Annotated in this window: 10 protein-coding genes; 2 read left to right on the plus strand and 8 right to left on the minus strand. The window is 69.0% G+C overall.

Annotation, left to right across the window (positions count from 1 at the left end; translation table 11 throughout):
• Positions 1–84: 84 nt before the first annotated feature.
• The 4 genes from ASF30_RS01410 to ftsY all read right to left on the minus strand — a co-directional run bounded on the left by ASF30_RS01410 (position 85) and on the right by ftsY (position 3985).
• Positions 85–876 carry an LLM class F420-dependent oxidoreductase gene (locus tag ASF30_RS01410; protein WP_055900465.1) on the minus strand — a complete coding sequence of 264 codons (792 nt, stop codon included), beginning with the start codon at positions 874–876 and terminating at the stop codon, positions 85–87.
• 65 nt (positions 877–941) lie between these two features.
• Entirely contained in the window at positions 942–2513 is a 1572-nt protein-coding gene (gene ffh / locus ASF30_RS01415) for a signal recognition particle protein (protein ID WP_055900467.1), read from the minus strand.
• 39 nt (positions 2514–2552) lie between these two features.
• A complete protein-coding gene (locus ASF30_RS01420) occupies positions 2553–3053 on the minus strand; it encodes a DUF2004 domain-containing protein (protein ID WP_055900470.1) in 501 nt (166 codons plus the stop codon).
• Between the two features lie 56 nt (positions 3054–3109).
• Complete coding sequence (gene ftsY, locus ASF30_RS22460) at positions 3110–3985, minus strand: signal recognition particle-docking protein FtsY (protein ID WP_055900473.1); 876 nt, start codon at positions 3983–3985, stop codon at positions 3110–3112.
• A gap of 102 nt (positions 3986–4087) precedes the next feature.
• Here ftsY and ASF30_RS22465 point away from each other — a divergent pair, with 102 nt between their 5' ends.
• Entirely contained in the window at positions 4088–5455 is a 1368-nt protein-coding gene (locus ASF30_RS22465; protein ID WP_055900477.1) for an FAD-binding oxidoreductase, read from the plus strand.
• Positions 5456–5496: 41 nt separating this feature from the next.
• On the opposite strand, the gene smc is transcribed toward ASF30_RS22465, so the two are convergent.
• Positions 5497–9012 (minus strand): chromosome segregation protein SMC, encoded by a 3516-nt coding sequence (smc, locus tag ASF30_RS01435; protein ID WP_055900480.1) that lies wholly within the window; start codon positions 9010–9012, stop codon positions 5497–5499.
• Positions 9013–9130: 118 nt separating this feature from the next.
• Here smc and ASF30_RS01440 point away from each other — a divergent pair, with 118 nt between their 5' ends.
• Positions 9131–10207 carry a GNAT family N-acetyltransferase gene (locus tag ASF30_RS01440; RefSeq protein WP_055900485.1) on the plus strand — a complete coding sequence of 359 codons (1077 nt, stop codon included), beginning with the start codon at positions 9131–9133 and terminating at the stop codon, positions 10205–10207.
• 65 nt (positions 10208–10272) lie between these two features.
• On the opposite strand, the gene ASF30_RS01445 is transcribed toward ASF30_RS01440, so the two are convergent.
• The 3 genes from ASF30_RS01445 to rnc are packed head-to-tail and all read right to left on the minus strand — an operon-like array spanning position 10273 to position 12815.
• On the minus strand, positions 10273–11151 hold the full coding sequence (locus ASF30_RS01445) for a hypothetical protein (RefSeq protein ID WP_157496854.1): 879 nt from the start codon (positions 11149–11151) through the stop codon (positions 10273–10275).
• 10 nt (positions 11152–11161) lie between these two features.
• Positions 11162–12121, minus strand: a complete 960-nt coding sequence (mutM, locus tag ASF30_RS01450) for a bifunctional DNA-formamidopyrimidine glycosylase/DNA-(apurinic or apyrimidinic site) lyase (protein ID WP_055900490.1) — start codon at positions 12119–12121, stop codon at positions 11162–11164.
• A 7-nt stretch (positions 12122–12128) separates the two neighbouring features.
• Entirely contained in the window at positions 12129–12815 is a 687-nt protein-coding gene (rnc, locus tag ASF30_RS01455) for a ribonuclease III (protein ID WP_442914946.1), read from the minus strand.

Raw genomic sequence — 12815 nt, forward strand, 5'->3', positions numbered from 1 at the left:
ACGCACGACGCCGTGATGTCTACACACTCTACGAAAGCTTACAGAGCTGTAAGCGAATGTTGTTCGGGTTTCGGGGATCGCGCGTCAGGCGTTCTTCGCGTCACGCCAGGCGAGCCAGCGGCGCACGGGCTCGATGTCGTAGTCGGGTCCGCTGATGCCGTGAGTGAAGAGTCGTGCTCCCAGGCCGTAGAGGGCCTCGACGTCGGCGTCGCTCTGGCGGCGAAGTTCGATGGAGACCTCGATCTCCTTCGGGTCCCGACCCACGGCGGCGCAGTGCTCGTCGAGGACGCCGAGCTTGTGCTCGAGGGTCGCCGGATCGGAGAAGCTGTGCCAGATGTCGGCGTGCTTCGCGACGATACGGAGGGTCTTCCTCTCTCCCCCGCCGCCGATGAGGACCGGGATGTCGCGGACCGGAGGCGGGTTGAGCTTGGTCCAACGCTCCTCGATGCGCGGAAGCGCCTCGCCCAGGGCACGGATGCGGGTACCCGGAGTGCCGAACTCGTAGCCGTACTCGTCGTAGTCGCGCTCGAACCACCCGGCGCCGGTGCCGAAGATGAAACGGCCGTCGCTGATGTTGTCGATGGTGCGGGCCATGTCGGCCTGCAGGTCGGCATTGCGATAGCTGTTGCAGTTGACCAGAGCGCCGATCTCGACGCGACTGGTCTGCTCCGCCCAGGCTGCGAGCATGGTCCACGACTCGTAGTGCTCGCCATCGGCCGGGCCGTTCAACGGGTAGAAGTGATCCCAGTTGAACAGGATGTCGACCCCGAGGTCTTCCAGCTCCGAGACGGTGTCACGGATCTTCGCGTAGTGGGCGTGCTGTGGCTGCACCTGTACCCCGATGCGCACGGAGCGGTCTCTGGCATCTGTCGTCATGACACCAGCCTATGGGGCGGTGCGCGCACGATGAGGTCCGGGCGAAGGGGCCCGGCCCTGCGCGATCAGCGCAGGAACTTGGTGAGCGCTGCCATCTCCTCGGCCGTCGGGGCCGCCGCGGGCTTCGTGCCACCGCCGAGGCCGAAGCCGCTGCCACCGGATGCCGCGGCATCCGTCGCCGGCTTCGTTCCCGAAGCGAGTGCGGCGTTCTCAGCGGCGCGCTTGGCCGGGTTGCCCGACTTCGAGCCCTTCTTCTTGGGCTGCTGCTTGCCGCGGCCTCCCGTGAACCCGGCGCCGGGGATCGGACCCATGCCGGGAACGTTCGGAACGCCACCCTTGGCCACGGTCTTCATCATCTTGGCCGCCTGCTCGAACCGCGAGACGAGCTGGTTGACGTCGGTCACCGTCATTCCGGATCCCTTGGCGATGCGCAGACGCCGCGAGCCGTTCAGGAGCTTGGGGTTCACCCGCTCCTTCTTGGTCATCGACTGGATGATCGCCTCGGTGCGCACGATCTCCTTCTCATCGAAGTTGTCGAGCTGCTGCTTCATGGCGCCGGCGCCGGGCAGCATGCCCATCATCTTCTTGATGGAGCCCATGTTGCGCAGCTGCTGCATCTGGCCGAGGAAGTCGTCGAGCGTGAAGGTGTCGGTCGCGAACTTCTCGGCGACCTTGCGGGCCTCCTCCTCGTCGAAGGCGCCCTGCGCCTGCTCGATGAGCGTGAGGATGTCACCGAGGTCGAGGATGCGGCTCGCCATGCGATCGGGGTGGAACGGCTCGAAGTCGTCGAGGCCCTCACCCGTTGACGCGAAGATGATGGGTCGTCCGGTGACCGAGGCGACCGAGAGCGCAGCTCCACCGCGCGCATCGCCGTCGAGCTTGGAGAGCACGACACCGGTGAAGTCGACGCCGTCCTGGAAGGCCTTCGCCGTGGCGACGGCATCCTGACCGATCATGGCGTCGATGACGAAGAGGACCTCGTCGGGATCGATGGCCTTGCGGATGTCGCCGGCCTGCTTCATCAGCTCGGCATCCACGCCGAGGCGACCGGCGGTGTCGACGATGACGGTGTCGTACTGCTTCTGCACGGCGAACTTGACGCCGTCCTTGGCCACCTTGACCGGGTTGCCGACGCCGTTGCCCGGCTCGGGCGCGAAGACCGGGACCCCGGCCTGTTCGCCGACGACCTGCAGCTGGGTGACGGCGTTGGGGCGCTGGAGGTCGCTCGCGACGAGCAGCGGCGTGTGGCCGTCCTTGACGAGCCACTTGGCGAGCTTGCCGGCCAGGGTCGTCTTACCGGCACCCTGGAGGCCGGCGAGCATGATGACCGTCGGCGGCTTCTTCGCGAACTCGAGGCGGCGCTGCTGGCCACCGAGGATCTGCACGAGCTCCTCGTTGACGATCTGCACGACCTGCTGGGCCGGGTTCAGCGCCTTGTTGACCTCGTCGCCGAGGGCCCGCTCGCGCACCCTGCCGGTGAACTCCTTGACGACGTCGAGCGCGACGTCGGCGTCGAGCAGGGCGCGCCGGATCTCGCGCACTGTGCCGTCGACGTCAGCCGCCGAGAGCTTGCCCTTCGTGCGGAGGTTCTTGAAGGTATCGGCGAGCCGATCAGAGAGGGTTCCGAATGTAGCCATGGTGCATCCAGTTTACCGGTGCGCCGTGGGTGCTCGGGGTCAGGCGTCGACGTCCGTAGAGACCACATCGCCCTGCATGTCGAAGGAGGCGCTCAGGATGCTGTCGGACTCGTCAGGAGCGAGGGCGTACTCGAAGACGGCGAACTGCTCCTCGGAGCCGGAGTGGTGCGGGTGGAAGCCCACGCGCAGCAGCTTGAGTGAACGCAGCACGTCGATGTCACGGTCGCCGGAGTCGTAGTCGAGCGACTCCGCGAGGATCTCGGGGTCGAGCTCAGCGAACTGCGAGGTCAGGTAGAGCATCGCGTTGGAGCCCTCCTGGCCGATCTCGGCGACGAACGCCTCGCGGGCGCGGGAGTCCAGTTGTTCGAGCGAGTTGACCATGGCGGCGGCCACGTCGAGGGCCTCATCCGTCACCGACTGCTCGCTCGGCGCCCGCAGGTCGACATCGACGTACTGGTCTCCGGCGTCGACGCCCTCCGACCAGTGCAGCTCGCCGTCGTCGCCGTCGAGGAGTCCGAAGAAGTCGTGTTCGATCGACATCAGGCGATCCTTTCGTTGGGCGCTGTCCTGGGTTCCGCCGCTCGAGGCGGCTGGAGTCAGCCGACGAGCTGCTGGGCGAAGACGTGCGGCGTGAAGCCGGTGAGGTCGCCGATGCCCTCACCCTGGCCGACGAGCTTGATCGGGATGCCGGTCCTGTCCTGCACACTGAGCACGAAGCCGCCCTTGGCGGAGCCGTCGAGCTTGGTGAGCACGAGTCCGGTGACGCCGGCGTGCTCGACGAAGGCCTCGGCCTGCGCGAGCCCGTTCTGGCCCGTCGTGGCGTCGAGCACGAGCAACACCTCGGCGATCGGGGCCTGCTTCTCGATGACCCTGCGGATCTTGGTGAGCTCGTCCATGAGTCCGCCCTTGGTCTGCAGGCGACCGGCGGTGTCGATGAGCACGATCTCGAACCCCTCGCGCTTGGCGCGCTCGATGGTCTGGAAGGCGACGGATGCCGGATCCTGGCCCTGCTGCTGCGGCCGCACGATCGATGCGCCGGCCCGCTCGGCCCAGGTGGCGAGCTGGTCGACTGCTGCGGCACGGAAGGTGTCGGCCGCACCCACGAGCACGCTGCGACCGTAGTTGCCGAGGAACTTGGCGAACTTGCCGATGGTCGTGGTCTTGCCGACGCCGTTGACGCCGACGACGAGCACCACAGCCGGCCTGTCGCTGAGCTTCAACGTGGTGTCGAAACGCGCCAGCCGCTCCTCGATGCCCTCGCGGAGCATCCGCTGCAGGTCCTTCGGGTCTGTCGTGTTGTAGCGGGCGACCTTCGCACGGAGATCGGCGACGATGGCCTCGGTGAGGTCTGGACCGAAGTCGGCCGTGATGAGGGCGTCCTCGAGGTCGTCCCAGGTCTCGTCGTCGATCGTCTTCTTCGCGAACATGCCGCGGAGGGCGCCGGAGAGCGACCAGGAACTGCGTTCTGCCATGGCTCAAGCGTACTGGCGTGCAGGGTCTTCCCCGTGTCGGTCGGCGGCGCTATCGTTCGAGGCATCCTCAGATTCCACCCCATCGTCGTCTGGAGTAGCCCTGTGTCATCGTCGACCCCGCCCGCCATCACCGAACTTCAGCACACCATCTCCGGCGCCGTCGTCCTCCCGGATGACTCCGGCTACGACGACGCCCGCGAGGCATGGAACCTCACCGTCGATCAGCGCCCGACTGCCGTCGTGACCCCGGCCGACGTCGCCGAGGTGCGTACAGTCATCGCCGCGGCGGCAGCCTCAGGGCTCGGGGTCACGGTGCAGCCGAACGGGCACGGCGCCAACGGTTCCCTCGATGGGGTGGTGCTGGTGCGGCCGACGGCCTTCGACGAGCTCGTCATCGACACGGATGCCCGTACGGCACGCGTCGGCGCCGGCGTCAACTGGGGACGCGTGCTCACCGCCCTCGACGGCACCGGGCTCGTGGCGCTGGCCGGCAGCAACCCCGAGGTCAACGCCGTCGGCTACTCGATCGCGGGCGGCCATTCCATGTTCAGCCGCGCCTACGGGCTGGCTTCACGATCGGTGACGGCGGTCGAACTCGTCGACGCGAGTGGCGAGCTGCGCCGGGTCACCGCCGACGCGGACTCGGAGTTGTTCTGGGCCCTGCGAGGCGGGGGCGGACTGTTCGGCGTGATCACGGCCATCGAGTTCACGTTGTATCCGGCGGATCAGTTGTTCGGGGGCGGCATCATCTTCCCGATCGGCCTGGGCATCGACGTCGTCACGGCGGGCTTCGAGCTCGGGGCGTCCGACCCTGCACTCGGCATCGACGTCGGACTGGCACGCTTCCCCGACATGCCGCAGCTGCCGGAGCCGCTGCGCGGGCAGACCGTGGCCTCAGTGTCCTTCCTGCATATCGGGGACGCCGCATCCGCAGCGCCGATCGTGGAACGCCTGCGCGCCATCGGCACGCCCCTGCTCGACGGGCTCCGGGAGTTCACCATCGGCGACCTCGCCGCAGTCGCCGCCGAGCCGACCGACCCGATGCCGACGATCGACTGGGGCGGCACCGTCGACGGCTTCGATCGAGTGACGGCGACCGAGCTGGTCGGCGCCTTCCTGGCCGGGGTCCAAGCCGGGCTGAGCCGGGTCAGCGTGCGGGTGCTCGGCGGCAACATCGCGGCGAATCCCGGCATCGACGACGCCGCCATCGGAGCCATCACGGCGCCGGCGCTCATCAGTTCCGGCGTGCTCGCCTTCACCCCCGAGATGGCTGCAGGAGCAGATGCTGCTCTCCAACCGCTTCGGGACTTCGCCGCAGCACACCCGACCTCGGGGATGGTGCCCTCGTTCCTCGGCAGCGGCACCGGCCTGGCCGATGCCTTCGATGACGCCTCGCTCGCGCGCCTGCGTGCGGTGAAGGAACGCGTGGACCCGAACGGAGTGATCCGCAGCAACCGCCCGCTGCCGTGACACTCCGCTCGCCGGCCTGACCTGCGCTCGCTGAGGTCGAGCTACGCGCTCGCGCGCTCCTCCGCGACCCGCTGGCCGACCACGGCCGACACGCCGTCCTGGCGCATCGAGACGCCGTACAGCGCGTCGGCGATCTCCATCGTGCGCTTCTGGTGCGTGATGACGATGAGCTGGCTCGACTCGCGCAGGTCCTGGAAGATCGTGAGCAGGCGGCCGAGGTTGGCGTCGTCGAGCGCCGCCTCGACCTCGTCCATGATGTAGAACGGGCTGGGCCGCGCCTTGAAGATGGCGATGAGCAGCGCGACGGCCGCCAGGGAACGCTCGCCGCCGGAGAGCAAGGAGAGCCGCTCGATCTTCTTGCCCGCGGGCTTCACCGCGACCTCGATGCCCGTGGTGAGCATGTTCTCGGGATCGGTCAGGGTGATGCTGCCGACGCCGCCCGGGAACAGGATCGGGAACACCTGGCCGAACGCCGCCTGGGTGTCGTCGAACGCCGCCGCGAAGATGACCTGCATCTTCTCGTCGATCTCCTCGATGATCGTGATCAGGTCCTTGCGGGTGTTCGTGAGGTCGGTGAGCTGTTCGGTGAGGAACTTGTGCCGCTGCTCCAGCGCCGCGAACTCCTCGAGCGCGAGCGGGTTCACCCGTCCGAGCTGCGCGAAGGTGCGCTCGGCCTTCTCGAGGCGCTTCTTCTGCTCTGCGCGGTCGAAGACCGACGGCTCGCCGCCCTCGACCTCCGCGGGCACGGGCTCGTCCGGACCGTACTCCGCGATCAGCACGTCCTCGACGAGGCCGAGTTCCGAGCCGGCACGCTCGAGCAGGCTCGACAGGTGCAGCTTTTTCTCGTAGATCTGCAGCTCCAGGCCGTGCACGTTCTCGGTGATGGCATTCAGTCGCTCGCGGGTCGCCGCCTCGTCGCGGCGCAGGGCCACGAGCTCCTCGTTCTGGCTGGCTCGCTGGGCCTCGGCCGTGGCGAGCTCGAGGCGGGCCTGAGCGACGGATGCGTCGACCGAGGTGAGCACGGCCGGAAGGGCCTCGGTCACGGCCGTCGCCGATTCCACCTGACGACGACGGATGACGGCACGTCGGGCCGCCTCCTCCGCTGCCGCGCGCTCCGACTCGCGCTGGCGCACCAGGGCAGCGGAGCGGGCCTGCTCGGCACGCACCCGCTCCCGGGCGGTCTCGAGCGAGAGTCGGCCCTCGACCTCGCGCTCACGGGCCGACTCCAGCTCGACAAGCAGGCTGTCGCGCGCCGAGACGTCGAGGATCGGGCGCGGCTTCGACCTGGCGGCGTCGAGAGCAGTGCGCGCCGTCGTCGCCGCGTTCTCGGCCTCGGCGACCCGTTCCGCAGCGAGCTGCAGCGCCCCGTCGAGACGGGCCTGCTCGGCGCCGGCGGCCTCGGACTGCACGCGGGCCCTGTTGAGCCTCTCGGCTGCGGCGGCCAACTGCGAATCGAACTCCCGGAGAGCCGCGAGGGCCGCTGCTGACTGCTCCTTCGACACCTGCAGGATGCCGCGCTGCTCGGCCAGCGCGAAACGCGACCGTTCGATGACCGAGGTGACCTCGTTCAGGCGCTCGGCAGCGGCGTCGCGTTCGGCCACGAGTTCGAGTCGGGATCTCTTGGCGCCGCTGCCGCCACGCAGAACGAAGGTGGTGAGCACGTCACCGGCCCGGGTGATGACGGTCACCGGAGTCGCGGCATCCGCCAGCCCGCCTCGCCAGGCGGACCGAGCGGCGGCGAGGTCGTCGACGATCACCGTGTTGGCCAACAGGCTGAGCACGCCGTCGGGCGCGTTGACGACACCGGATGCGGCGACGTAGCCGTCACCGGACAGGGCGGCCGTCACAGCGCGGTCGGGACGGGCCACGACGACCTCGACCCTGCCGAGCTCCTCGGCGATCGCGTACTCGACGGCGGCCGTCGCGGCGTCGAGGTCGTCGGCGAGAACGGCGTCGGCGAGAGTTCCGAGAGCGGCCGCGATCGCGGCCTCGTAGCCGGGATGAATCTGCACGTGCTCGGCGACGAGCCCGAGAACGCCGGAGAGGCCGGCCGCGACCAGCGCGGCCGAGCCGTCCTTCTGATCGAGGGCCGACGACAGGGCTCCGGTCTTCGCGGCGAGGGCGTCGCGCTCGCGTTCGTGGCCGTGCAGCTCCTCGCGGATGCGCTCGATCTCGGCCTCGGCCTCGAACAGGGCGCCCTGGGCGAGCTCGTAGGTCTCGTCGAGGTCGGTCTCGCCGACATCGGCTGTCGCAGCCTCCGCCTCGAGCCTGGCGAACTCGGCCCGCACGACGGCGTGGCGCTCGCGCGCGGCCTCGAGGGCGTTCTCCTGCCGCAGCACCTCACCGCGCACGGCGGCGAGACGGGATGCTGCAGCATCGGACTGACCGGTGAGCTTGGTGATCTCGAGGTCGTGGCGCGAGACCAACGCGCTCTGCGCCGCGATCTCCTCGTCAACGCCATCGAGGGAGTGGCGTGCCGACGCCGTCACGAACTGGGCCTGCTGCAGCGCGGCCTCGGCGAGCACGACGACCTCCTGGAGTCGCACGATCTCGGCCGCGGCGTCGTCGAGCATCTGCGAGCTGACGGTGGGGCCGGCATCCGGAGCCTCTGACTCGCCACCGAGCAGGGCGATGCGCTGGTTGGCCAGGGTGTACAGGCCGCGCAGGCGCTCCTGCACGGACTCCAGGCCGAAGGCCGTGCGGCGCGCGCCGTCGACGGCGTCGCCCACCTGCTCCTGCTCGATGCGCTGGATGCGCAGCTGCTTCTGCTCGAGCTGCTCCTGCAGCACGATCCGCTCGCTGTGCCGCTCGTGCTCGTTGCGGGTGTGCCCGGCGAGTGCAGTGCGCAGGCCGACGACCTCATCCGCCAGGATGCGGGCCCTGGCGTCGCGGACGATGGCGGCGATGGACTGCGCCTCACGGGCGATCTCGGCCTGGCGACCGAGTGGCTTCAACTGGCGGCGGATCTCGCCGGCGAGGTCGGAGAGTCGCGTCAGGTTGGTCTGCATCGCCTCGAGCTTGCGTACGGTCTTCTCCTTGCGGCGCCGGTGCTTGAGGATTCCCGCCGCCTCCTCGATGAAGCCGCGACGTTCCTCGGGGCTCGCGCGCAGCACGGCGTCGAGCTGGCCCTGGCCGACGATCACGTGCATCTCACGCCCCAGGCCGGAGTCGCTGAGGAGCTCCTGCACGTCGAGGAGACGGCAGCCCTGGCCATTGATCGCGTACTCGCTCGATCCGTTGCGGAACAGGGTGCGGCTGATCGTGACCTCGGTGTACTCGATCGGCAGGGCGCCGTCGGAGTTGTCGATGGTGAGGGTGACCTCGGCCCGACCGAGCGGGCCACGGGTCGACGTGCCCGCGAAGATGACGTCCTCCATCTTGCCGCCGCGGAGGGTCTTGGCGCCCTGCTCGCCCATGACCCAGGCGAGGGCGTCGACGACGTTCGACTTGCCGGAGCCGTTGGGTCCGACCACGCAGGTCACACCGGGCTCGAAGGCGAAGGTGGTCGGCTGCGCGAAGGACTTGAACCCCTTCAGGGTCAGGCTCTTCAGGTACAACGCGTGCCTCTTTCTCGCCGGCGGATGCTTGCCACAACGGTACCGGACACATGGCCTCGCGCCCGGCAGGCGGCTAGGCTGGTCGGCTGCCCGTTTCCCGCCCAGAAGGAGGGTCCCGATGACCGCGCGATTCACCATCGAGCCGCTCGTCGTCCCCGAGGCGCCGGGCGCCCCTGGCTGGGCGGACTTCGAGGCGGCCAACGCCGTGCGCAACGTCTGCGAGGCCGCGGCCTACGGCACAGACGACCTCGGCTACAGGGCCGACGAGTTGCTGCCGCTGTGGACGAACACCGACTTCGATCCGAAGCACGGCCTCATCGCGCGTCTCGACGGCACGGTCGTCGGGCGCGCTGTCTGCGACACCCTCGCCGATCCGGCGTCGAGTCACGCGTGGCTCGAGGTGCTCGTGCGGCCTGAGGCCCGAGGGCTGGGCATCGGTGCCGCTCTCAGCGACGCCATCGAACAGCTCGCCCTCGATGACGGGAGAACCACTTACATCGTCTACGCGGCCTCCCCCGAAGCGCCCGGCCCTCGGCTCGACGCCCCGACGGGCTTCGGCTCCGTTCCACTCGAGAACCCCGAGGTGCGGTTCCTGCTCGCCCGGGGCTACAGGCTCGAGCAGCTGAACCGCGGCAGCAGGCTGGCACTGCCCGCGAACCCCGGCGCACTGCGACGACTCGAGGCCGATGCCCTCTCCCATGCCGCACCCGACTACAGCACCCTCACCTGGATCGGGACGACGCCGGAGCAGTACCGTTCCGACCTCGCCCACCTGCACACACGGATGAGCACCGATGCCCCGACCGCCGGCCTCGAGGAGCCGGAGGACGTCTGGACCGTCGAGCGCATCGACGCCGAAGACGCGTCTCGCGCCTCAGCCGACCTGGTCCCGGTCACCGCCGCCGTGGTGCAGGCGGCCACGGGTGCCCTCGTCGCGTTCTCGACGATGTTCGTGCCGTCCGAGGCGCGACGCGCGATCACCCAGGACGACACGCTGGTGTTGCGAGAGCATCGCGGACACAGGCTGGGCACCCTCGTCAAGCTCGCGAACCTGCGCGCCGTCGAACACGCCTATCCGGGGCATCCGTCGATCATCACCTTCAACGCCGAGGAGAATCGGCCCATGCTCGACGTGAACGAGGCCATGGGGTTCGCACCCATCGGCTACGAGGGCGCGTGGCGCCGCGACGCATAGTCCTGACAGCTCACTCGCGACACATCCTGCGGAGCCCGACGACGATGGACGCCGTTGGATTCGCCTCAGCTCGCAGGCGCGTCCTTCGCGAGAAGCTGGGCGATCTCGGCGATGGAGCGCCCACTGGCCAGGCGATAGCAGGAGACGGCATCCTCGCCGGCGAGCTGAGCGATCAGATCCCCGGTGGTCGTCCAGCGCTTCACACCCTGAGGCCAGCTCGCAGCCATCGGCGTCAACTCGGGTGCCGGGAGCGGCTGGAAGTCGGGGAGGCGAGGGAGTCCAATAGAGAGCCTCGCCTCGGCACCGATTGCGGCAACGAGCCAACATTCGGCGAACGCCGCCGGACGGATCGAGGCCGCCAGGGCATCCTCGCCTCGATGGATCTGGGTCATGGTGTCGGAGCGGATCACCGTCCACCGCGTGCCGAGGATGTCGAGCCTCATCTGCCGGTCGTTGTGAAGGTCGATCTGCGCGCCGAAGGACTGCACTGCTGCGATGCACTCGGGTGACAACAGCCGTGCGGGGTCGTCTCGTTCGCGCCGGCGTGCCTCCAGCTCCCATGCAGCCTGCGCCTGTGGCCGGTACTCGAGTTCGAGGGCCTCCCGATCCGGATCGGCACCCTCGGCGAGCCGGCGATGCAGCCACGCGGGGTCGATCTGGAGGTAGTACCGGAAATCGACGCGGCGCGGCCCGCGCTTCGACGTCACGCGAGCGTCGGGGACGAGCAGTTGAACTCCGTGATCGGAGGACCAGACCGCAACGACGCGACCATCGGCAACGGCGACCCAGGACCAACCACGAGCGCGGATCTCAGGCGCGGCTCGATCCAGCAGCGCACTCAATCGTGTGCCGCGGGCCACCGTGACCTGGTGAGCATGGGATCGCCCGTCGTCGCCCATCGCGACGCTGTCGCGGTCGACATCGATGACGAGCGCTCTGTACACCCACGTGAGCCTATAGGCTGCGGGCGTGGCCGCTCTCACGCACGAGCCGGTCTGCAGGAACTCCCGCCGCCCGCCGTTGGCAGCGCGGGCAGAGGTGCGAGCCACGGTTCATGAAGGACTCGCGCACGATCGGCGTGCCGCAGCGCGGGCACGGCTTCCCCTGCTGCCCGTACACGTTCAAGGAGTGCGAGAAGTAGCCCGAGGCGCCGTTCACGTTGACGTACTGCGCGTCGAAGCTGGTGCCTCCCTCGGCGAGGGCCTTCTGAAGCACGTGCCGCACCTCGGCGAGAAGCAGACGGGCCTTCGGCTTCGACAGCGACGCCGACGGGGTGTCGTAGTGCACCTTCGCCGCCCACAGGGCCTCGTCGGCGTAGATGTTGCCGATTCCGCTCACCACGTTCTGATTGAGCAGTGAACGCTTGATACCCGTCCGCGTGCGAGCGAGCGCCGCGAAAAATGCAGAGTCGGAGAACGCGGGATCGAGCGGGTCGCGGGCGATGTGGGCGACCTGGCTCGGGATCGACCGGTCCCAGTCTCCGGATGCCGCTCCCCCGTACCCCGCGACAGCGCCGTCAGCGGTCGGAACCATGGCGTCGACCGCCATCGATCCGAAGATGCGCTGGTCGACGAAGTTGACCCAGAGTTCGCCGTGGGTCGGATGATCCAGATGCAGACGGATGCGCAGGAGCCCGGCCTCTTCGAATCCCGGCGCGCGCAGAAGCACCTGCCCGCTCATGCCGAGGTGCGTGACGAGGGCGTCGCCGGAGTCGAGGGGCAGCCACAGGAACTTGCCGCGGCGCACGGCCGCCAGCATCCGTCGACCCTCGATGAGGTCGACGAAGGTGCCACGGGCCACGGCGTGCCGCTTGAGCGATCGCGGCTCGAACACCTCGACGCCGGCGATGACCGAGCCCGTGACAGCCGGTTCGAGGCCGGCCCTTACGACTTCGACCTCGGGCAGCTCCGGCATCCGTGCGCTACTTCGCGGAGCTCGAGGACTTCGCGGCAGCCCCGTCGAGCAGCGACCATGCCTGGAGGGCCGCGGCCATCTCGGCGTGCTTCTTGCTGGTGCCCTCGCCTGTGGCGGAGACGTCGCCGACCGTGACCGTTGCGACGAACACCTTCGAGTGGTCGGGCCCGCTCTCGCTGATGGCGTAGACGGGCGCCGGCTTGCCGTGGCGCGCGGCACTCTCCTGCAGGCTCGTCTTGGGATCCATCGATGCACCGAACCTGTCGGGGTCGGTGAGGAGCGGGTCGATGATGCGCAGCACGAACGCCGTCGCGACGTCGCCACCGCGATCGAGGTAGACCGCGCCGATGATGGCCTCGACGGTGTCGGCGAGGATCGACGCCTTGTCGCGTCCGCCGGTCTGGGTCTCCCCGCGGCCGAGGCGCACGTAACTGCCGATGTCGTTCTGGCGCGCGACCTCGGCGAGGGCGGCACTGCTCACGAGGCTCGCTCGGCGCTTGGCCAGCTCACCCTCTTCGAGCGACGGGTACTCGCGATAGAGCATGACCGTCACGGCCTGCCCGAGGATCGAGTCGCCGAGGAACTCGAGTCGCTCGTTCGTCGGGATGCCGCCGTGCTCATAGGCATACGAGCGGTGCGTCAGGGCGAGCTCGAAGAGCTCGGCATCGAGTTCGATGCCGAGCTGAGCGAGCAG

It is taken from the genome of Leifsonia sp. Leaf264 (assembly GCF_001422325.1).
In the GTDB taxonomy this organism is placed as follows: Bacteria; Actinomycetota; Actinomycetes; order Actinomycetales; family Microbacteriaceae; genus Orlajensenia.